We start from the raw sequence: 22,123 nt of genomic DNA on the forward strand, positions 1-22,123 counted from the left end.
TATCCACATAAAGGTACTTAATATGAACAATGTTTTTATTTCCCACAATCCATTTACAGTAGAAACTGTATTTGAAATTAATGGTACTCCAGTACAAAGTGCATTTGCAGAGCAAAATCGTACTCGTCGTTTACAATTATGGATCGAGTATTTATTCGATGAATTGTATAACTTTACAGGGGGTAATACACATTTTAATCTTGAGTTTCAAGGCGTAGAAGCGGATTGGCTAGATATTCAGGAAGCTGCAAAAATAGCAAATGAAAAAGGAATGGCTATCCAACTTAGATGGATTGAATCAGAAGATCCTGTTTCTCGCATTACAAAGATTCAAGATTTAATGAAAGAAGCTGAAAAGCATCCTGATTTTGGCGACAATCTCAAAAAAAGTCCTAAAATCAGAGAGATGTTTAATGAAGCCATGAACAAAGATTTTGATGTTTATGTGGCTGCAACAATGTCTTCAGGCAAATCAACATTGATCAATGCAATGCTTGGTACAGATTTGTTGCCAGCAGCGAATGAAGCAACAACTGCAACCATTGCGCAAATTACAGATAATGATTCAAAACCAGTTGGCGAATTTGTTGGTTCTCGTTTTAACAAAGACGGTATTGAAGTTGATGCTCTACAACGAGTCACCCTTGAAATGTTAAAAGAATGGAATGCAAAACCTGATACAAAACTAATCAAATTAGAAGGTAATATTATCGGTATTAATGAGCGTGAAAATGTACGTTTAGTTATTACCGACACTCCAGGACCAAATAATAGCCAAGATCCTGAGCATGCTCGTACTACAATGCAACATATTCAAGATTCAGTACGTAATCCATTAATTCTATATATCTTAAATGCAATGACCCTTGCTACAAATGACGATCAACAGGTACTCAGTGAGATTGCCAAAATTATGCAACAAGGTGGCAAACAATCAAAAGATCGCTTTATCTTCGTTGTAAATAAAATGGATGCCTTTGATCCTGAAGCTGGCGAAAATGTAGAAGCAGCATTAGGTCGCATCACAAAATATTTAGAAGATAACGGCATTGAAAACCCATTAATTTATCCTGTTTCAGCGAATTTGACCCGTTTGTATCGTAAACGGACTGAAATGCCGAATCATTTAACGCGTAAAGAACGTGATGATTTAACCTCAATGGAAAATTTATTTACTGAAGAACCAACGATGGACTTAGTGAAATATATGCCATTAACATCTTCGGCTCGTCGTAATTTAAAAGAGAAAAATCTTCCATTAGTGTTAGAACGAAGTGGTTTACCTGCAATTGAGTCAATGATTGATGAATATATTGACAAATATAACTTACCAAATCGAGTAAACCGTGCTTATCAAGCATTAAATGCGGCAATTGCAGTAAGTAGTAATGAAAATGAAACCCTTGTTGAGTTAAATGAACACTTAAGTGAAATGGAAAGCATTGAGGCTCAATTAAAATCATTAGCCTCTAATAAAAATCACTTTGCAAAAGCAAAAGTAAATATGGAAAAAGTGATTAAAGATAAAAAATCACTTTATCCACGCAACGCCATTTCAAAAATTGATGAAGAAGAATCAGCTATTCGTCAAAGAATTTATCGTTTCCAAGATGATTTTATAGGCAACGGTGGTGAAATCACACCTAAACAAGCAGAAAGAAAAATCCGTATACTAACGGAAAGCATTAATTTTGAATCTTCACGCTTAATTAATAATCTTGAAAATGTCATTTTAGAAGCTCAAGGTATTACTCAAGAAAAATTAGGTCATATTTTCAATAATTATGTAAAAGATTTATTTGAAGGGTTAGATGGTATCCCTCTCCCTGTATTAGATGGCTTAAAAGCTCAAGTAAGTAATATCGCCACAATGACTGGTTTAGGTTTAAATAGTGATGAAATTGAAGAAAGTATAACTAAAGAAAGAGTAAAAACAGGAACAAAAGAAGAATCTTATAGAGTAAAAACTGGAACTCGCAGTACATCCACTTGGTATAAACCTTGGACCTGGGGAAACGAAGAAGACGTTTATGAAACTCGTTACCGAACCGTTGATGTATATGACGATGTAGAAAAACGAATTGAATACGTTGATGCCGATGCACTTTGGGAAAACCGTGAGTTTGAAATTACTCATTACTTCAATGAACTCACTAAGGCTGCAGCAACTAAAGTAGAAACCGATACTGAGGCCTATGCTAATTCATTTAAAGAATTTATGGAAAAAGAATTTGAAGTGAAATTCAAAGAAATTATTTCTGATTTACAAGCTAAAACTGCAGATAAAGAGAAAATCAAAGTATTAGCGGCTCAAGCTAAAGATAAATTAGAACGTATTCAAAAATTTAAACATAAATTAAATGAAGTTTTAGCGTTATAGGAAAAACTATGAAACAGCAATTTATTACCTCTTTAAAAAACGGGCAAGTCCCGTTTTTAGAAAATGAAAAAGCATTTTCAGCTTTAGCAGATGATTTGTTTGAACCATACAATGAGATTATGGTATCGCTAGAACAACATCAACACCGTTGGTCGGAAGATTATTTTAATCAAAAAGCAATGGACTTAGACTTTAATTTTTCTAAAGAATTAGTTCAGCATTTGATTAAGGTAAAAAAACATTTGCAAGAACAAGGTATTTTAAAACCGCTTGTTCAAGCAAGCAATCAGCCTGCTACATTTGAGCAACCCAAGGAAGTAGAAACAGTTACACCGATTTATTCAGTAGCACATAAATCTCAAGCAGTGAAAAAAGAAGAGAATATAGCAAAACCTGACTTACTTAATTTCAAACCTAATGAAAAATTAACTAATTTCTTATCAGAAGGGAATTTAAGCAAAATCAGAACTTATTTAATGTCAATGTTAAATAATCGCCGAATGGATTTAGAAGAAGTATTTAAATCAATTTGGTATGTTCATCAATACAAGCCATCTGTTTTTGAACAAGCTGAAGAAAGTGCTTTTATTCAAGATATTGATAAGAATGAAGAAAATTGGAACGTAGATTATTTTAATCAACAACAAGTTTATTTGAATAAAAACTTTTCATTAGCTCGGCTGCTGCATTTAGCCAACGTTCGTGAAACCCTGATGAAAAAAGGTGATCGCAATTTCCAACAAATTATTGTGGAAAAAGCACAAGAGCAAGTTCGTGTTGAGCCTCGCCAACAGACTAGCACAACTTCAAGTTCATCATCTTCTCGTTCATATACAACTAGACAAGAACCACCGAAACAAGAACAACCACGTTATCAACAACCTCGTCAAGACGTTCCTAAGTACAATGAGCCAGAAAATGATAATGGTTTCATTAAAACGGTTGCAATGATCGGTGGTGCTGTATTGGTTTTAGCTGTTGCATTATTTGCTATTTTTAAATAGGACTGAATATGACTACTCAATTAATGACTAAAAATCCTGAAAATATTAGAACAAAGGCCCTTGCATCATTACAAAATGGTCAAGCATTGCTAAATAAAAACTATTTAGCAGAGCTTGAACATTATGCTCCAATGTTGTTAGCAACAAATAGCCAACTTTCTTATGGATTGGATACTCGATTATATAAAGTCGAACGTATCGTTTTAGAAAACAAACAATCTACATTAGAAAGCCTTACGGCTGCTTATACCGCTTTAGGTTCTGCTGGTTATTCCGTTTTTTTATTTTTGAAAAGTGATGGGACTACAACAGATGTTTATTTAGGCGTACGAGGTATTCCTAAAAAAATGATGGGGGCAGAAGCTGGGGCTTTAGTTGAGCAGGTATTTAAAGGTCATTTTTCGGGTAGTCAATTAACCTCTATTAATAGCCAAGAAACAGAGAAGTTATTATTTGGATTAAATCAAACAAAACAAAATTTACCGCCTTCCGTAACAGCGGTAAGTGGCGTGCCCTCAAATGCAGTAATTGAACGTGAATTTTTTATGCAAGGGCTAGAAAAATTTATTGATGCTGCGGAAGGGCGTTGTTACCAAGCATTAATTTTAGCTGAGCCGATTGATTCGGCTCAATTAAATTCTATTCAACATGGTTATGAAAGCGTTGCTACTCAACTTTCACCCTTATTAAAGCAATCACTTTCTTTTGGTGAAAATGAGAGTGAAAGCATTGGATTAAGTATTGGAGAAAGTATTAGTCAATCATTTGGGCAAAGTTTGAGTTTGACGGAAACCAAAAGTACAAATGAAAGTACTTCAAATACTTTTACCACAGGTAAAAATGAAAGTTTTACTAAAGGTAGTAGCGAGTCTTTTACAAGAGGTGAATCAAATAGCTCAACTCTTAGTACTAGTACTACAGCTGGATTTTCTTTTTTGGCGAATGCTTCAGTAACTAGAGGATATAGTCATACATCTACGGTAAGCTCATCCTATACTAGAAGTACTAACTCTTCTCATACAACAGGAACATCCACATCTAATAGCACAGGGAAAACACACGGTTCATCACTTAGTTCTGGTTCAACAACAGGCACTACGACAACCGATACTTACGGTAGCACGACAAATAAATCCGTAAATAATACGCAAGGATCTAGTCGTCAAATTACCTTAGAAATAGTTGATAAAGGTATTGAACAATTATTAAAACAAGTTGATCATCATTTAGAACGTGTTACAGAAGCAAGACGATATGGTGCTTGGCATACTGCGGCTTATTTTATCGGTGATAGTACGGCATCTTCTCGTTCTTTAGCGAGTGTATTTTTAGGCTTAATGCGTGGAGAAAATTCTAATAGCGAGAATTTTGCTTTAACTACTTGGAATAGCGATAAAAGTAAAATGTTATTACCTTGGTTATGTAATTTAACACACCCGCGATTGATGTCTGATTTATCAAGAAACCTGAATATTTCTTATTTAACACCTGCGACTTTGGTGTCAGGAAAAGAAATGGCAATGCAATTAAGTTTGCCACGCCGTTCAACTTCAACAGTCTCTGTTGTTGAAGCAACACCTTTTGGGCGCAAAATCCAAAATGTTGATGGTTTCACTCAAAAAGCAGAAAAATCAGTTAATCTTGGTGTGGTTCGTCACTTATGGACAGATCTACCACAAAAAGTAGAACTAGATGTTAAGAAATTATCAAGCCATATTTTTGTAACAGGTTCTACTGGTTCAGGGAAAAGTAATACGGTTTATCAATTACTTTCTGAATTAAATAAAAATGATGTGAACTTTATGGTGATTGAACCTGCAAAAGGCGAATACAAAAATGTTTTTGGGCATAGTGAAGATGTGTTGGTATTAGGCACAAATCCGCTCCAAGCTCAAATGCTTAAAATCAATCCGTTTAAATTCCCAGAGGGGATACACGTTTTAGAACATATTGATCGCTTAGTGGAAATCTTCAATGTTTGCTGGCCGATGTATGCGGCTATGCCTGCTGTATTGAAAGATGCCATGTTAGAGGCCTATAAAACAAGCGGTTGGGATTTGGATACATCTTGTAATCTGTTTGGCAAAGCATTATTCCCAACCTTTACAGATTTACTCACACAATTAGAAAAAGTGATTCAGCAATCAGCATTCTCAGAGGAAGTGAAAAGTAACTATATCGGTTCATTAGTGACACGCGTTAAGTCACTCACTAATGGTTTAAATGGGCAAATTTTTGCTTCAAATGAAATTGATAATGCACAGTTATTTGATAGCAATGTGATTGTAGATTTAAGCCGTATAGGCTCACAAGAAACCAAATCGCTCATTATGGGCATTTTAGTAATGCGTTTGAGCGAACATCGTATGTCGGATGCTACTGGGATGAACCAACCACTCAAACACGTTACTGTACTAGAAGAAGCACATAATATTTTGAAACGTACTTCAACAGAACAAAGCTCAGAAGGTTCAAACGTAGCAGGTAAGGCAGTGGAAATGTTATCTAATGCGATTGCCGAAATGCGGACTTATGGCGAAGGCTTTATTATTGCAGATCAGTCACCAAGTGCGGTAGATATTTCAGCTATTCGTAATACCAACACAAAAATTATTATGCGTTTGCCTGATGAAACAGATCGTCGTTTAGCAGGTAAAGCGGCTGGAGTCACGGATGAGCAGTTAGAAGAAATCGCAAAATTGCCAAAAGGTGTAGCAGTGGTATATCAAAACGATTGGTTAGAACCAGTACTTTGTAAAATTCATCACTTTGGAGAGGAAGAAAAGCCGTATCAATATGAGCCGCAAAAGCAGCTAAGTGATGAGAAAAAAGCATTTCATCAACATATTGCAGATTTGTTATTTAGCCAAAAGACGAAAAAACAGCTAGATTTGGTTGAAATTTCTAAAAGTATTGAGCAGTCAAAACTAGGCGTAGAGTATAAAAATTACTTTTTAGAGGTCGTTAGTCGTCTTACTCAAAATACAATTCCGCCAATTTTGGAAAAAGATGATACTTATTTGGTTGATCTTTATCAACGGATCATTCAGCAACAAATAGAATTGGTTCAAGAAGATTTATCTGTTGAGTTACAACAGCATTTAGCTAACATTAGCTAGGGGACTATTATGTTAGAGAATTTTAAGCCTTCGGATATTCAGCCCTCTGTAGAAAGCACTAAAGATAATTCTTTTAAAATGCCTGAGATTAAGGATTTACCTCCGATTGATGACAAAGAAGAGGTTAAAGATATTAATCCTATGTTGGCAATAGATGATTTGCCTCCAGTAGACGACAAATGCTATGCTAATGGTGAACATAAAGAAAATAACGAGAAAAAGATTTCTTGCCGTAATGAAAAGTTAAAAGATACAACCCATCCCGAAACAAATGTTCCATTTAAGGAAAAAACAGTTGAAAATCCTCAAGGAGAACAAGTAACGGGTGTTTTCCCTGAATTTGAATCGACGTTTGATGCTCTATTACCAGAAGAAATGTATCAATCTTCAGATAGAGTTCAATTTGAAGAATGTAATAAACAGCTAAAAGAAGCAGTTGAAAACAATTCGGAATTAAAAGAAAAGTTTTCTGACGAACAATTAGAGCAAATTGAAAATGGAGATACCCCAGACGGTTATACATGGCATCACCATGAAGAATCGGGAAAAATGCAATTAGTTGATACAGAAACCCATAGTAAAACAGGTCACACCGGAGGAAAAGCAATCTGGGGTGGTGGTTCTGAAAATAGATAAGAGGCTTGAATTATGACACAATTAACTTGGAAATACGTTAAACCAATTAAAGAACAAAATGTAATTGAACTTTTTGAAAAAAAAGCAGATATAAAATTTCCTGATGATTTAAAAGCGATTCTTAATCAATATAACAATGGTCGCCCATCAAATAAATATTTTGATACTGAAACAGAAAAAGAATGCGAATTTAAGAAATTGCTTTCTTTGAATGTTGAAGATAGTGATAATATTTATGATGTATTTGGTTTTGAAACCCAATTTAAGAATCTTGTAGCATTTGCTAGCAATTCAGGTGGTAATTTGATTTGTCTCTATGAAGGAAAAATTGTTTATTGGAAAAGTGAAACCGATCAAATAGAACCTTTATCAGAGACATTTACTCAGTTTCTAGAAAAGTTGTATTAACTCTTTCCCCAAACCGTCCCAAGAGGTTGGTTTCCTTCTAAAATTTACAAACCCACCAATCTATACCATAATGGCTCCATGTTGATAACATCGGAGCCTATTATGTCACTGACTGAACAATTAGAAAATTTAAATGATTACTACAAAGAAAATCGTGATACCTTTAACGATAACTTTCGCTTAAAAATGCACCGTACATTAAGCTGGTTGAAAAAAGCCAATGAAGAAGAAAATTTAGACTTCAAATTTATCGCACTTTGGATTGCCTTTAATGCAGCCTATGCCGATGAGTTAAGTAAAAAAGAAATTGAACGTAAGGTATTTCATCAATTTATTACTCGCCTTTGTGAATTGGATTCTGAACATCTACTTTATGGAATTATCTGGGATGAATTTCCTGGGACAGTGAAAGCTCTACTAGATACGCCTTATACATTCCAACCATTTTGGGATGCTCATAATGGTCTATTAGCAGGGAAAGAATGGAAAGCAATGTTTTCTGCAGCGAAGAAAAAAGCCCATTTTGCTTTTGAAGAACAGAAAACAGCAGAAGTATTGGAAGTGGTATTTGGGCATTTATACACATTGAGAAATCAGCTTATACATGGCGGAGCTACTTATGAAAGTAGTACCAACCGTAAACAGCTAGAAGAAGCCTGTGCATTACTGTCATTATTCGTACCTGCAATGGTAAAAATTATGTTGCGTAATGATTCAGAGCCAAGTTGGGGAAAACCTTTCTATCCTGTTGTAAAATAAATTTATTTCTTAATGTAATTTGCGAACCAACCTTGCAATCTAGTTCGCTATAATTCTCACCAATCTGATATCATTCAGATTGAACTCCTTTGGTCTAGGTAAAAGTGCGGTGAAAATTCACCGCACTTTGTTCTTCTTGGTTTATCCCTCAATCCCTTCAAACAATGCTGTGCTTAAATAGCGCTCTGAAGCTGAAGGCAAAATAACGACAATGAGTTTATCAGCAAATTCTGGTAATTTAGCTAGGCGATCTGCAGCCGCGACAGCTGCACCAGATGAAATACCTGCAAGAATGCCTTCTTCCGCCATTAAGCGACGAGCTGTGGCAAGTGCGGTATCGCTATCAACAGTTTCTACGCGATCAATAATAGATAAATCTAAATTTTTTGGAATAAAACCAGCACCGATACCCTGAATTTTGTGTGGACCTGGTTTTGCTTCTTCGCCCGCTAAAGTTTGAGTAATAACAGGCGATTCCGCTGGTTCAACAGCAACAGAAGTGATTTGTTTACCAAAATCTAATTTAATCGCACGAGAAATACCCGTAATTGTGCCACCTGTTCCTACGCCAGCAACCACAACATCGACTTTACCATCCGTATCTTTCCAAATTTCAGGACCTGTTGTTTCTCGATGAATTTGTGGGTTGGCTGGATTTTCAAACTGTTTAAGCATGACATAGCGGCTTGGATCAGAAGCAACAATTTCTTCCGCTTTCGCAATCGCGCCTTTCATTCCTTTTGTGCCTTCGGTAAGCACTAAATTCACACCCAATCCGCGCAATAAACGTTTTCTTTCTAGGCTCATTGTTTCTGGCATGGTGAGCGTGATTTTATAACCTCTAGCGGCTGCAACATAGGCCAAAGCGATACCTGTATTACCGCTCGTTGCATCTACAATTTCTTTTCCTTTCGTGAGCGTGCCATCTTTTTCTGCTTGCCACACCATATTCGCTCCAATACGGCATTTTACGCTGTAGCTTGGGTTACGACCTTCAATTTTCACGACCACATTGCCGTTATGACCAAAATGTTTTAAACGCACAAGTGGCGTATTTCCGATAGAATAAGAATTGTCTGCATAAATTGTCATAATATTTCCCTTTTGTTGGACTTCGTTAGTGTTGGTTTATTTATAGCACCGCACTTTTGATTAAAAAAATAGTTATTTGATCTATTTTATAACCGCAAGCTATTTAACAACCCCTGTATTTTCTGAACGAACATCAAGCCCCGTTTGAGATGATGGGTAGCTATTCATATTAAAACGTAAATAATTACGATAATTTTCCACCCACATCACCGTCGCACCGCATACTGCAACAGGCATAATTAATAAATTAATCACGGGCACAAATGTGCAACAAGTCACCAATCCACCAAAACTTAAACTTTGAGTTCGTTGATTGCCAAGCGCATTTTTCATGATATCAAAAGAGACTTTGTGATTATCAAAAGGATAATCACAGTATTGAATTGCCATCATCCAACAAGTGAACAAAAAAGTAAGTACAGGTACGATGGTTTGCCCAACCAAAGGAATAAAACTTAGTAAAAACAAGGCGATAATTTTAGGCAGGCTGTAACGTAATTTTTGCCACTCTCGAGAAAGCATACGAGGCACATCTTTCATTACATCCACGAGACTATCATCATTAATATTTTCACCTGTCAGCATTTTTTCTACTTTTTCCGCTAACAAGCCATTAAAAGGGGCAGCGATAAAACCGGACAGTGTGGTGAAAGTAAAATAAAAGAGCAATAAAATCGTTAAAATTGACAGGGTTAACAAAATTACACTGAGAAAATTCAGCCAGTCTGGAATAAAATTCATCACCCAATCAATCGCACTGGTAATTTGACTAATAAAAAGCCAAAATAAACCACAAAGCAAAACGGTATTGAGCAAAATCGGAATAATAACAAACCGACGCAGACCTTTTTGCGTGATGTAATGCCAGCCCATTACAAAATAATGGAAACCAGATTTTAATTCATTGGGATTCAACATTTTTCTTTCCTTTCAATAAAAATACGCCTAAAACAGACCGCTCTTTTCCCTTAAAATTCCACGCATTGAAGTATTTTTTCACCTACTGAAATATGGTAGGATTAGCGCCATTAATAGCATTCTCGCTGGACTAGCACGCGTAAGGAATAGAGATGGATTTAAATACAATTTTGATTATTGTGGGCATTTTGGCACTCGTTGCCTTAATCGTGCACGGATTATGGTCAAATCGTCGTGAGAAATCAAAATATTTTGATAAAGCCAACAAATTTGACCGCACTTCTCATGTGCAAAGATCCCATACGCAAGAAGAAACGATACCAACAAATGCTAATTTGTCTCACGTCACTACAGCGCAAGCAAATGCACCAATTCGTCATAAAGTCATGCCTAATGCATCAGTGAATCAAGAACCTGTTGATTATAGACAAAGTGAAAAAAGCGTCGATGACATTAAGATTTCAATTCCAAATGTTCAACCTGTTTATGATATGGGAAATCATCGTTATGAGCCGTTAAAGCCGACTCAACCACAATATGATATGCCGACATCAAATAGCGTTGCTAATATGACATTGGAACAAATTGAAGAACAAAGCCAAAATGCTAGTTTCGATGGAATTAATTCATCATCACCAGAATTAAGAGCGCAACTTGCGGAATTAGCTCACGAAGAACGTCAAGTGGACTACAACGTATCTTTTAATGAACCAAAAGCAGAAACGACAGCCAAACTCAAACAAACAACGGGCTATATTCAACTTTATCTTATTCCCAAATCTAGCGAGCAATTCAATGGTGCAAAATTAGTACAAGCACTTGAAAACCTAGGGTTTATCTTGGGTGAGGATGAAATGTATCACCGCCACTTAGATTTAAGTGTGGCAAGTCCAGTTCTCTTTAGCGTGGCAAATTTAGAGCAACCGGGAACATTCGATGCTTATAACTTAGTCGATTTCAGCACGATGGGAATTGTATTCTTTATGCAACTACCATCACCAGGTAATAATCTCGCTAATTTACGAATGATGATCCGCGCTGCGCATACATTAGCCGAAGATTTACAAGGCATCGTGCTTACTGAAGAACAAGAAATCTTTGATGAAAATGCAGAGCAAGCATATCTTGCTCGCGTGTAAATCCATGCCTTAAATTTACCGCACTTTTATCTTTATTGAGACAGGCTTTATGCCTGTCTATTTTCACTCTAAACACACAAAAAGTGCGGTCATTTTTCCCCGAGAATTTTATGACAAATATTCAAACTCAAATAGACAATCTACGCAAAACCTTGCGCCAATATGAATACGAATATCACGTTCTAGATAATCCAACCGTGCCTGATAGCGAATATGATCGTCTATTTCATCAACTAAAAGCGTTAGAACTAGAACATCCTGAATTTCTTACTTCAGACTCCCCAACTCAACGTGTTGGCGCAAAACCACTTTCTGGGTTTAGCCAAATTCGTCATGAAATTCCCATGCTCTCTTTGGATAATGCTTTTTCCGATGAAGAATTCAATGCCTTTGTAAAACGCATTGAAGATCGTTTAATCGTATTGCCTAAACCACTTACATTCTGTTGTGAACCTAAACTTGATGGTTTGGCAGTGAGTATTTTGTATGTAAATGGAATTCTCACCCAAGCTGCCACTCGTGGTGATGGCACCACTGGCGAAGATATTACAGCCAATATCCGCACTATTCGTAATATTCCATTACAACTTCTAACGGACAATCCTCCCGCACGTTTAGAAGTGCGAGGCGAAGTTTTTATGCCACACGCAGGCTTTGAGCGTTTAAATGAATATGCGCTAGAACATGGTGAAAAAACCTTTGCTAACCCTCGTAATGCTGCGGCAGGTTCTTTGCGCCAGCTTGATCCCAATATTACAAGTAAACGCCCATTAGTATTAAATGCTTATGGTATTGGAATTGCTGAAGGCGTTGAACTGCCAAATACTCATTATGCTCGTTTGCAATGGCTAAAATCCATCGGTATTCCAGTGAATCCAGAAATTCGTTTATGTAATGGCACAAATGAAGTTTTAGATTTTTACCGAGATATTCAAAATAAACGAAGCTCGCTGGGTTATGACATTGATGGGACAGTATTAAAAATCAATGATATAGCCTTACAAAATGAGTTAGGATTTATTTCTAAAGCACCTCGTTGGGCAATTGCTTATAAGTTCCCAGCTCAAGAAGAATTAACTGTCTTGAATGATGTTGAATTCCAAGTTGGTCGAACCGGTGCAATCACACCGGTCGCTAAATTAGAACCAGTGTTTGTTGCAGGTGTTACAGTAAGTAATGCCACCTTACACAATGGTGATGAAATTGAACGCTTAAATATTGCTATTGGCGATACTGTTGTCATTCGTCGAGCAGGCGATGTAATTCCACAAATTATCGGTGTATTACATGAACGTCGCCCTGATAATGCTAAACCAATAATTTTCCCAACAAACTGCCCTGTGTGCGACTCTCAAATTATTCGTATTGAAGGCGAAGCGGTGGCTCGCTGTACGGGAGGTTTATTCTGTGCTGCACAACGCAAAGAGGCGTTAAAACATTTCGTCTCTCGTAAAGCCATGGATATTGATAGTATAGGCGGAAAATTAATAGAACAATTAGTCGATCGAGAACTGATTCATACACCAGCGGACTTATTTAAACTTGATTTAACTACGCTCACTCGCTTAGAAAGAATGGGCGCAAAATCTGCAGAAAACGCTCTCAATAGTCTTGAGAAAGCTAAAAGCACGACCCTTGCTCGCTTTATTTTTGCTTTAGGCATTCGTGAAGTAGGTGAAGCCACTGCATTGAATCTCGCTAATCACTTTAAAACTTTAGATACCCTTAAAGCCGCTGATCTTGAACAACTTCAACAAGTGCCTGATGTGGGTGAAGTTGTAGCAAACAGAATTTTTGTATTCTGGCGTGAAGCGCATAATGTTGCGGTTGTTGATGATTTAATCGCACAAGGCGTACATTGGGAAACTGTGGAAGTAAAAGAAGCCAGTGAAAACTTCTTCAAAGATAAAACCGTCGTCCTCACAGGCACCCTCACTCAAATGGGTCGCAACGAAGCAAAAGCATTACTACAGCAATTAGGCGCAAAAGTAAGTGGTTCTGTTTCCAGTAAAACTGACTTTGTCATCGCAGGTGACGCAGCTGGCTCTAAACTCGCCAAAGCACAGGAACTAAATATTCCAGTATTAACAGAAGAAGAATTTTTAGAGCAGGTTAATCTTTTAAATTAGTTGAATTCAAATCGTATAAACAAAAGCGGCCAAAAATCATTATATTTTGACCGCTCTTTTGTATTAGGGATATACCGCTAATGACGCCCGCCAAAAGGTGGTTTTGCAAACCAAATCACAATAAACAATCCTAAGAATCCCATAGCTGATAGCCAAAATATTTCATTTGCGCCAATAATAAATCCTTGCGATGTTATTTGTTGAGCAATGTAAGCTGAAGTTTGGGTATCACTTAAACCAAATTGATTCATTTGATGGTAAAAACTTTGGGAAATTGGGTTATAAGGATTAATGTGTTCCGTTAATTGAGTATGGTGAACAGCTTCACGGTTATACCAAATAAATGTGGTTAAAGATGTCCCTACAGAACCCGCTAAAGTTCTCAAGAAGTTAAATAAGCTAGATGCAGAAGCCATTCTATGCGCAGGCAAGCCAGACAGCGTTATAGTGGTAAGTGGCATAAAGAAACAAGCCACAGCCAAACCTTGCACTAATTGTGGTAAAGTCACATCAGCAAATGTCATTGATGGCTCAAAAGTCACCGCTCGCCAATAAAATGTTATTGCATATACAATAAAACTTATTGTCACTAAAACTCGCATATCGATCTTATAACCGAAACGCCCAATAATCGGTGAAAGCAAAATTGGGAATAATCCAACTGGGGAAGCCGCAAGCCCAGCCCACGTCGCGGTGTAATGGAAGACTTGTTGTAGCAAGAGCGGAATTAATACCACAGAACCTAAATAAATCAAAAAGGCTAAACTAGTACATAAACACCCTACACTAAAATTACGAGAATGGAAAAGCGAAATATCTACTACAGGATTATCATCTGTCAATTCCCAAATAACCAAGGCAATCAGACAAACGACAGCAACAACGGCTAATATAATGATTTCATTAGAATTAAACCAATCTTGCTCACGCCCCTGATCAAGCATTAATTGCAAACATCCCACGCCTAAGACAAGTAAAACTAAACCGACCTTATCAATAGGTTGATGAACAATTTCACTTTCTCGTCTACCTAAAATCTTCCAGCTGATTAGCACAACTAATAAACCAATCGGAACATTAATAAAGAAAATCCATCCCCAGTGGATATTATCACTAATCCATCCGCCTAAAATTGGGCCAAAAATAGGTGCAACAACAATAGTCATTGACCAAAATGCCAATGCCATTCCACGTTTTTCTGGCGGGTAATTATTTAATAATAAACTTTGCGAAAGGGGAATCACCGGGCCTGCTACAGCACCTTGAATGACGCGAAAAATAATTAATGCTTCAAGACTATCTGCAATCCCACAAAGCCAAGATGAAACAACGAATAAAAAAGTTGAGACTAAAAATAACCGCACTTCGCCAAAACGTTTTGCTAACCAACCTGTTATTGGAATAGAAATCGCATTTGCCACACCAAAAGAAGTAATTACCCATGTACCTTGACTAAAAGATGCGCCAAGATCTCCCGCAATAGTAGGAATCGCCACATTTGCAATGGTAGAATCTAATACTTGCATAAAGGTGGCAAGAGATAAAGCCAGCGTCAATAAAATCAGGGCGCCACCTTGAATAGGCGGGAATTTTTTTGCGGAATTGTCCATAACACCGCCTTAATGGCTGTTTTGTTGAATAATAGATTCAATCAAATCTTCTACCGCACTTTCATCATATTTAAGTGTATCAGTAGCAAATAACGTTTTCGGTTCTGCTTTTTCTCTTAATATTGGACCAGATGAATCGGAAATTCTTACTTTTGCCGTTGCAGAAAGACCAATTCTCAATGGTGTTTCTACAAATTGTTGTGGATCTAATTTAATTCGCACAGGTACACGTTGCACCACCTTAATCCAGTTACCCGTAGCATTTTGTGAAGGTAAAAGAGAAAACGCATTGCCAGTCCCCATTTCAATACCATTTATCACGCCATCAAATTCTTTATTTTTACCGTATAAATCAAAATAAATTTTCACCGGCTGGCCAATGCGCATATTCGTTAATTGGGTTTCTTTGAAGTTAGCTTCTAGCCACATTTGTTCATTAGAAACCACTGCCATTAATGCGCCGCCCACTGAAACAGCTTGCCCAACTTGAGCATTACGACGCGCCACATAGCCATCAATTGGACTTCTAATTTTTGTACGTTGTAAATTCAACCAAGCCTGTTTAAGCGAGCTCATTGCATTCTGTATTTGCGGTTGTTGACGTAGTGGAACGTTACTCAATAAAGCCTGATTGGCCGCTAATTGATTTCTAGAAGAATTTAAATTTGCTTTGGAAAGCTCAACGGCTTCTTTTGCATGTTGGAAAGATTCTTTATCAATCGCGCCCATTTTTTCAAGTTGAACACGGCGTGTCAAATTGCCTTGAGCTTGAGCTAAAGAAATTTCATTGGCGTGCACAGCTGATTGCAATTGCTGCACAGTGAAACCAAGTTGTTCTACCTGACGTACAGCATTGGCGAGATTGCTTTTGGCCTGTTCGAAGCTAAGTTTCGCATTCGTATCATCCAATTCAACTAGAATATCACCTGCATGGACTTTATCCATATTGTCAGCATTAATCTTCGCTACATTGCCCGCAACTTGTGATGACACCATCACTTGATTTCCACCCACATAAGCATCTTCCGTTTCCTCAAAATCTTTCAAGAAGAAAAACCAATACAAAGCACAAGCAATACCAATAATAAGCAGGAGAAGAATAAAAATACTTAAGCCTTTTTTACGGTTAGTTTTATTTGATACAGATTTATTTGATGGGTTTTCAGTTGCAGTTTGCGTCATAATGCCTTCCCTAAGTTGGGATAATGTTTAAAAATGAGATATTTAAGATAACCTTTAAAACTATCAAAAATAAAAAATGAAGGGTCATTATGAAACTTTAAAAAGGGGAACTCAAGGGAAATCATCATATCTTTATTTTCTAGATTAATGAATGCTCCAAAGATATGGTCTCATTAATTTGATTTATTTTCGTATAAGAATCAAAAATCGACAATCATAGCAATTTTGTTCATCCGCCTTACGATATTCGTCAAATTCAATTTTCCACTCATCCCAATTCAATTGAGGGAAAAAAGTATCACCATCTAGTTCTGCCTGAATTTGAGTAAGGTATAACTTATCTGCTTGTGGCAAATATTGTTTGAATAACTCTCCCCCACCAATCAACATAATTTCATCAAAATCTCTGACAAAATCGACCGCACTTTCAAGGCTATCTTTCCATACCACGCCTTCTCGTTCAAAGGGCTGACGAGAAAGTACGATATTCGCCCTTTTAGGTAGCGGACGACCAATACTTTCAAACGTTTTACGCCCCATGATGACCGGTTTGCCAGTGGTGTTCTGACGAAACCATACTAAATCTGCAGGCAAGTGCCAAGGCATTTGGTTATCTTTACCAATCACGCTATTTAATGTCGTCGCCACAATTAAACTAAATGTCATAAATCCCCCTAAAATTTGCCATTACTATACCTGATATTAGGTGATTTTTCATTGATTTAGTGATAACGTTAATGTCAATTTTAAGAACTTTGGAAACGACTATGAACAAAAAAACAATCGTAGTGAAATTTGGTACAAGTACCCTAACACAGGGTTCGCCAAAACTGAATTCACCGCACATGATGGAAATCGTTCGTCAAATTGCAAAACTGCATAATGATGGATTTCGTATAGTGATCGTTACTTCTGGCGCTATTGCAGCGGGTCGCCATTATCTAAATCATCCCCAATTACCACCCACAATTGCCTCAAAGCAACTACTTGCAGCGGTTGGTCAGAGCCAATTAATTCAGGCTTGGGAAAAATTATTTGCTATTTATGATATTCATATCGGACAACTTTTATTAACGCGTGCCGATATTGAAGATCGCGAACGTTTTTTAAATGCGCGAGATACTTTACACGCACTTTTAGATAACCACATTATTCCTGTAATTAATGAAAATGATGCGGTGGCGACCGCAGAAATTAAAGTGGGCGATAATGACAATTTATCTGCATTAGTCGCTATTCTTGTTCAAGCGGAACAACTTTATTTATTGACTGATCAACAAGGTTTATTTGATAGTGATCCGCGTAAAAATCCTGCAGCGAAATTAATTCCAGTTGTAGAACAAATTACTGATCACATTCGCTCAATCGCTGGTGGCAGTGGAACCAATCTTGGCACAGGTGGAATGATGACTAAAATCATTGCTGCCGACGTTGCGACTCGCTCTGGAATTGAAACAATTATTGCACCAGGTAATCGCCCAAATGTAATTGCAGATCTTGCTTATGAACAAAATATTGGTACAAAATTTATTGCACATCAATCTGATCGATTAGAAAGTCGCAAACAATGGCTTTTCGCCGCGCCATCTGCAGGTATCATCACTGTTGATGAAGGGGCGCAAAATGCTATTCTTGAACAAAACAAATCCTTATTACCAGCTGGTATTGCTAACGTGGAAGGGCTTTTTTCGCGAGGTGAAGTAGTCAAAATACGTACTCAATCTGGTAAAGACATTGCACTAGGTATGCCACGCTATAACAGCGATGCCCTACAATTAATTAAGGGCCGAAAATCAGCAGACATTGAAAATGTTTTAGGCTATGAATACGGTGCAGTAGCAATGCATCGTGATGACATGATTATTTTGTAATAATCCTTAATGAAAAAATCCCAACTAATTGCACCGCACTTTTAGTTGGGATTTTTTATTTCAATGATAGAGATTTAACGTATCAAGATAACTCAACAACGTTAGATTAGCATTACATGCCAATCACAACGCAATCCGCCACACTTTTAGCTTTACTTTGCGCTTGCACTGCTGCATCTCGACTAGCAAATCCACCAACACGAACACGGTTCCATTCACCATTCACTTGTACTTGTGCATTTAAACCAGTCATTGCTAAACGACCTTGCATATTTTCAGCTTGTGCTCGATTTTTGAAAGCACCACATTGCAAACCAAATTTTTTACCACCATTCGGATTATCTGCTGTTTTAGGTTGCTCAACTTTTTTAGCAGTATCAATTTTAGGCTGTTCTTGTTTTTGTGTAGATTCAGGTTTCACTGTTTCTATTTTTAACACTTCAGGCTTTTTCTCCTGCTCTACTTTTTGTGTCACTTGAGCTTTAGCTGCTTCTTCCGATCGTTGTTGCTCCGCTAATTTACGCGCCTCTTCTGCTGCTTGTTGTTCTTTTTCCATTTGCACGAGGACTTGGCGTTGTTCTTCTGTTAAGCGCATATTTTGCTCTACGCTCGCAGGTTTATTATCAACAGGAACAGTTCGCGTTTCTAACGCTTTGATATAACTCCAAACTTCCTCTGGCCGATTAGGTAAGACACTTTTAGGTTGCGTTTTTTCTTGTTGTGTCGCAGCCTGTTGCACTACAGCTTCGCTATTTTTATTTTTCAACAAATAAAGTCCTGTGCCAAAAGCCAACACAATGACTAAAGCGAGGATGATCAGAATATTCTTATTCTTTTTTGTTTTTTTCTTATTATTTGAACCGCGACGTGCGGCAAAATCTCGATGAGCCACAATAAATTCCTAAATTTGAAGTGATATTTTAATAATTCAACAAAACTCATTAAGTTTACTGAAAAATAGGCTTTAAATAAAGACTAACATCAATAGATTATTGTGTATAAACACAAAATAAAAATACCGCACTTATTAGCTAAGTGCGGTATTTTTTCACAATATTTTGAGAAAATTATTTCTCGTCTTTGAATCCTGACTCAACGCCACTCATATCAGGTAATTGGTGTGCAATACCTTTGTGACAGTCAATACAAGTTTTACCTTCAGTCTTCATTTTTTCATGCATACGTGCTGCCACAGAACGTTGATCGTTGAAGTTCATACGATCTACTTTATGACAGTTACGGCATTCTTTAGAATCGTTAGCTTTCATACGAGCCCATTCGTTTTCAGCCATTTCTAAACGATGTGCATTGAATTTTTCTAAGGTATCCACTTTCCCAGTATAGTGAGCAAATACTTCTTTCGCTGCAACAATTTTACGTTTCATTTTTGCGCCAAATTCATGTGGCACATGGCAATCTGGACAACTTGCGCCTACACCTGTACGAGTTTGATAATGCACGCTATGCAAATATTCTGGATAAGCATCTTGAGTATGACAACTCGCACAGAACTGCTCAGTGTTAGTTTTCTCTAGACCATAGTTAAAACCAACCCAAGAAAGAATACCGCCAATAGCTGATAAGATAATAATTGTACCTATCGCCATACGGCTTGGTTTTCTAAACCATTGCCAGAAACGCTTTAAGATATTTGGTTTTTTCTCAGACATATAGACCTCTTAAATTAGTTTCCGTAACCTTTCATCGGTTTGAAATCATTTGGAACAATCGGATCTACGTTTGATTGAGAAACGTGACATTGTAAACAGAAATAACGACGTGGTGATGAGCTTGAACCCACTTTACCATCACGATCCATAAAGTGAGTTGGGCTGATTCGGGTTGCACCACTCAAACGAGAATTTTCTGGACTGTGGCAATTTAAACATTGGTTCGCATTTTTTGTCACTTGATAATTTGCAACACTATGTGGAACCATTGGAGGTTGGTTTACATAGTTTAATGCTGGTAATTCACCTTGACGCGGTGCATTATGAAATGCTGGAGCAATATTTTCTGCAGCTTGAGTTAAATCTTTTCCCACTGCTGGAGCATCAGATGCCATCAGTGAGCCAGCAAAAAGTGCGGTAAATAATCCCGCTAAAATTTTAGATACCTGTTTAGTCATATTAATCACTCCCCTGAATGATCGAATCTGGTCGAAAATTTAAAAACTTTTTCAGCGCAAACGTCAATACAACGTCCGCAGCTGATGCAATCTTTGGAAAGCACAAGTAGGCTTTCGTCTTTTTTTCCATGTAAAGGTGAACGTAACACTTGGGCTTCGGGACAAACATTGTAACAATCCATACAATTATCGCATTTTGCACGATCAATCACTTTGATACGGATTAAACTTTTTGCACCAATCACACCATAAGCAGCGCCAATCGGGCAAAGATGTCCACACCAACCATGTTCTGCAATCAATAAATCAAAAAGAAAAATAACAAGTAATAGCCAACCTGTTGCACCAAAACCAAATATAAAGGCACGGCCAAGTGCAGCCACTGGATTAACCCACTCCCAAAGCAACATTCCGCTTACACAACTGCCTAATAAAATAAGCGCAAGAATACCATAACGTAAACCGCGCGAAATTTTTGCCGTTTGGCGAATGCCTAACTTACGGCGTAGCCACGCAGCACAGTCAGTCACAACATTTAGTGGACATACCCAACCACAAAATACTTTACTACCAAGCACTGAGTAAAATAACACAATAATTGCTGCTCCAATCAAGGTGAGAGCATCAGGTAAATGTCTTGCAGCCAAGCTTTCTGCTGTAATTAAAGGGTCGCTTAATGGAACAGTATCGAGCAATAAGCTTCCACTATAATTGCCTTTTAAAATCCACACGCCAAAATAAGGACCGCTTAAAAACATCGCAAGAATGCTAAGTTGGCTTAATCGACGCCAAAACAAAAAGCGGTTTGCGTACCACCAACCCCATTTTTCTCGCGACTCTCTACCTGCAAATTTTGGTGTATTTGCCATTATTTGCCACTCCCTAAAATAGGTGCAAGCACGGGTTCTGCCGGTTCAGGAATTACAGTTGTTCCTTCTGGCGTTCGAGTAGGCAATGAAATCATATCTTTAGGCGCAAGAGAATGGCCAGCTTTCGCTTTTTCTTCCCAGCCTAAACGATAATGTTTACCTAACATACCTTTTGCAAGATCCATTGGTAAAACCTTAATCGCAGCTTCTTCTAACACACAAGCTTGCTCACATTTCCCACATCCGGTACAGGCATCAGAATGTACTGTTGGAATAAATAACGCATGCTTATCAGAACGTTGATTATGTTGTTTTTCCAATGTAATCGCTTTATCGATTAATGGACAAACCCGATAACAAACATCGCAACGTAACCCTTGCCAGTTCAAACACGTTTCATGGTCTAACAGTACTGACAGCCCCATACGCGACTCATTAATATCTGTCGCATTGCGATCAAGTGCGCCTGTTGGACAAGCATGAGCACAAGGAATATCCGGACACATTTCACAAGGTTTATCACGCGCAATAAAATACGGTGTTCCAGCTTCTACTGGCGATAATAAAGATGCTAAATGCAGCATATCGTAAGGGCAGGCTTGAACACATTGCCCACAACGAATACAAGCGGCAGAAAACGCTTTCGCATCTTGCAAAGCAAACGGCGGACGTAATGGCACACCTTCGCGCGCAAGACTTTGATTTTGCTGCAATCCCAACAAAATCCCAACGCCAGCTAAACCACCCGCAGTACGGGTTGCTTCTTTAAGAAATTTTCTACGTTCAGGATTGAGAGCGGGCTTCTTCATTTTCTTTTTAGATTTTAACCGCACTTTCATCTTCCTATGTTATTGATAGGAGGAAAATAAAGTGCGGTTG

General features: G+C 37.6%; 19 protein-coding genes. 9 read left to right on the top strand and 10 right to left on the bottom strand.

The genetic code is table 11. The features are described from left to right. Window positions 1-22: 22 nt before the first annotated feature. From DV417_RS03065 to DV417_RS03090, 6 genes are all read left to right on the top strand, one after another. Window positions 23-2,380, top strand: a complete 2,358-nt coding sequence (locus tag DV417_RS03065) for a dynamin family protein (protein WP_118878529.1) — start codon at window positions 23-25, stop codon at window positions 2,378-2,380. A gap of 8 nt (window positions 2,381-2,388) precedes the next feature. Next, entirely contained in the window at window positions 2,389-3,384 is a 996-nt protein-coding gene (locus tag DV417_RS03070; protein ID WP_118878530.1) for a hypothetical protein, read from the top strand. Window positions 3,385-3,392: 8 nt separating this feature from the next. Next, the gene (locus DV417_RS03075) at window positions 3,393-6,503 is read left to right on the top strand and encodes an ATP-binding protein (RefSeq protein WP_118878531.1); all 3,111 of its coding nucleotides are present in this window, start codon (window positions 3,393-3,395) and stop codon (window positions 6,501-6,503) included. 9 nt (window positions 6,504-6,512) lie between these two features. After that, the gene (locus DV417_RS03080; protein ID WP_204628263.1) at window positions 6,513-7,139 is read left to right on the top strand and encodes an HNH endonuclease; all 627 of its coding nucleotides are present in this window, start codon (window positions 6,513-6,515) and stop codon (window positions 7,137-7,139) included. A gap of 12 nt (window positions 7,140-7,151) precedes the next feature. Beyond that, window positions 7,152-7,547, top strand: coding sequence for an SMI1/KNR4 family protein (locus tag DV417_RS03085; RefSeq protein ID WP_046942250.1), 396 nt, complete (start codon window positions 7,152-7,154; stop codon window positions 7,545-7,547). Window positions 7,548-7,649: 102 nt separating this feature from the next. Further along, window positions 7,650-8,306, top strand: coding sequence for a HEPN domain-containing protein (locus DV417_RS03090; protein WP_118878532.1), 657 nt, complete (start codon window positions 7,650-7,652; stop codon window positions 8,304-8,306). A gap of 141 nt (window positions 8,307-8,447) precedes the next feature. On the opposite strand, the gene cysK is transcribed toward DV417_RS03090, so the two are convergent. Continuing rightward, window positions 8,448-9,398 carry a cysteine synthase A gene (cysK, locus tag DV417_RS03095; RefSeq protein ID WP_009500098.1) on the bottom strand — a complete coding sequence of 317 codons (951 nt, stop codon included), beginning with the start codon at window positions 9,396-9,398 and terminating at the stop codon, window positions 8,448-8,450. A gap of 99 nt (window positions 9,399-9,497) precedes the next feature. Continuing rightward, a complete protein-coding gene (cysZ, locus tag DV417_RS03100; RefSeq protein ID WP_118878533.1) occupies window positions 9,498-10,316 on the bottom strand; it encodes a sulfate transporter CysZ in 819 nt (272 codons plus the stop codon). 152 nt (window positions 10,317-10,468) lie between these two features. Between cysZ and zipA the strand changes: the two genes are divergently transcribed. Next, on the top strand, window positions 10,469-11,455 hold the full coding sequence (zipA, locus tag DV417_RS03105; protein ID WP_118878534.1) for a cell division protein ZipA: 987 nt from the start codon (window positions 10,469-10,471) through the stop codon (window positions 11,453-11,455). A 110-nt stretch (window positions 11,456-11,565) separates the two neighbouring features. Then, window positions 11,566-13,584: an NAD-dependent DNA ligase LigA gene (gene ligA / locus DV417_RS03110; protein WP_118878535.1), complete on the top strand. Its 2,019-nt coding sequence runs from the start codon at window positions 11,566-11,568 to the stop codon at window positions 13,582-13,584. 77 nt (window positions 13,585-13,661) lie between these two features. Here the strand turns inward: ligA and DV417_RS03115 are convergent, their stop codons facing one another. The 3 genes from DV417_RS03115 to folA form a co-directional block, all read right to left on the bottom strand. After that, window positions 13,662-15,194, bottom strand: a complete 1,533-nt coding sequence (locus DV417_RS03115) for a DHA2 family efflux MFS transporter permease subunit (protein WP_118878536.1) — start codon at window positions 15,192-15,194, stop codon at window positions 13,662-13,664. Window positions 15,195-15,203: 9 nt separating this feature from the next. Further along, entirely contained in the window at window positions 15,204-16,376 is a 1,173-nt protein-coding gene (locus DV417_RS03120) for an EmrA/EmrK family multidrug efflux transporter periplasmic adaptor subunit (protein WP_118878537.1), read from the bottom strand. A gap of 183 nt (window positions 16,377-16,559) precedes the next feature. Beyond that, on the bottom strand, window positions 16,560-17,042 hold the full coding sequence (gene folA / locus DV417_RS03125; RefSeq protein ID WP_118878538.1) for a type 3 dihydrofolate reductase: 483 nt from the start codon (window positions 17,040-17,042) through the stop codon (window positions 16,560-16,562). Window positions 17,043-17,143: 101 nt separating this feature from the next. On the opposite strand from folA, the gene proB reads away from it, so the two are divergent. Continuing rightward, window positions 17,144-18,247 (top strand): glutamate 5-kinase, encoded by a 1,104-nt coding sequence (gene proB / locus DV417_RS03130; RefSeq protein WP_118878539.1) that lies wholly within the window; start codon window positions 17,144-17,146, stop codon window positions 18,245-18,247. Window positions 18,248-18,359: 112 nt separating this feature from the next. Here proB and ftsN read toward each other — a convergent pair whose 3' ends face one another. The 5 genes from ftsN to napG all read right to left on the bottom strand — a co-directional run bounded on the left by ftsN (window position 18,360) and on the right by napG (window position 22,083). Then, window positions 18,360-19,139: a cell division protein FtsN gene (gene ftsN, locus DV417_RS03135; RefSeq protein WP_118781776.1), complete on the bottom strand. Its 780-nt coding sequence runs from the start codon at window positions 19,137-19,139 to the stop codon at window positions 18,360-18,362. A gap of 175 nt (window positions 19,140-19,314) precedes the next feature. Beyond that, the gene (locus DV417_RS03140) at window positions 19,315-19,917 is read right to left on the bottom strand and encodes a cytochrome c3 family protein (RefSeq protein WP_005632140.1); all 603 of its coding nucleotides are present in this window, start codon (window positions 19,915-19,917) and stop codon (window positions 19,315-19,317) included. Window positions 19,918-19,931: 14 nt separating this feature from the next. Further along, entirely contained in the window at window positions 19,932-20,375 is a 444-nt protein-coding gene (locus tag DV417_RS03145; RefSeq protein ID WP_005636511.1) for a nitrate reductase cytochrome c-type subunit, read from the bottom strand. 5 nt (window positions 20,376-20,380) lie between these two features. Further along, window positions 20,381-21,244: a quinol dehydrogenase ferredoxin subunit NapH gene (gene napH / locus DV417_RS03150; protein ID WP_118781775.1), complete on the bottom strand. Its 864-nt coding sequence runs from the start codon at window positions 21,242-21,244 to the stop codon at window positions 20,381-20,383. Next, window positions 21,244-22,083: a ferredoxin-type protein NapG gene (gene napG, locus DV417_RS03155; RefSeq protein WP_114891535.1), complete on the bottom strand. Its 840-nt coding sequence runs from the start codon at window positions 22,081-22,083 to the stop codon at window positions 21,244-21,246. The genes napH and napG overlap by 1 nt, the downstream gene beginning before the upstream one ends. Between the last annotated feature and the right edge of the window lie 40 nt (window positions 22,084-22,123).

The organism is Haemophilus haemolyticus, assembly GCF_003490935.1.
Taxonomy (GTDB): domain Bacteria; phylum Pseudomonadota; class Gammaproteobacteria; order Enterobacterales; family Pasteurellaceae; genus Haemophilus; species Haemophilus haemolyticus_M.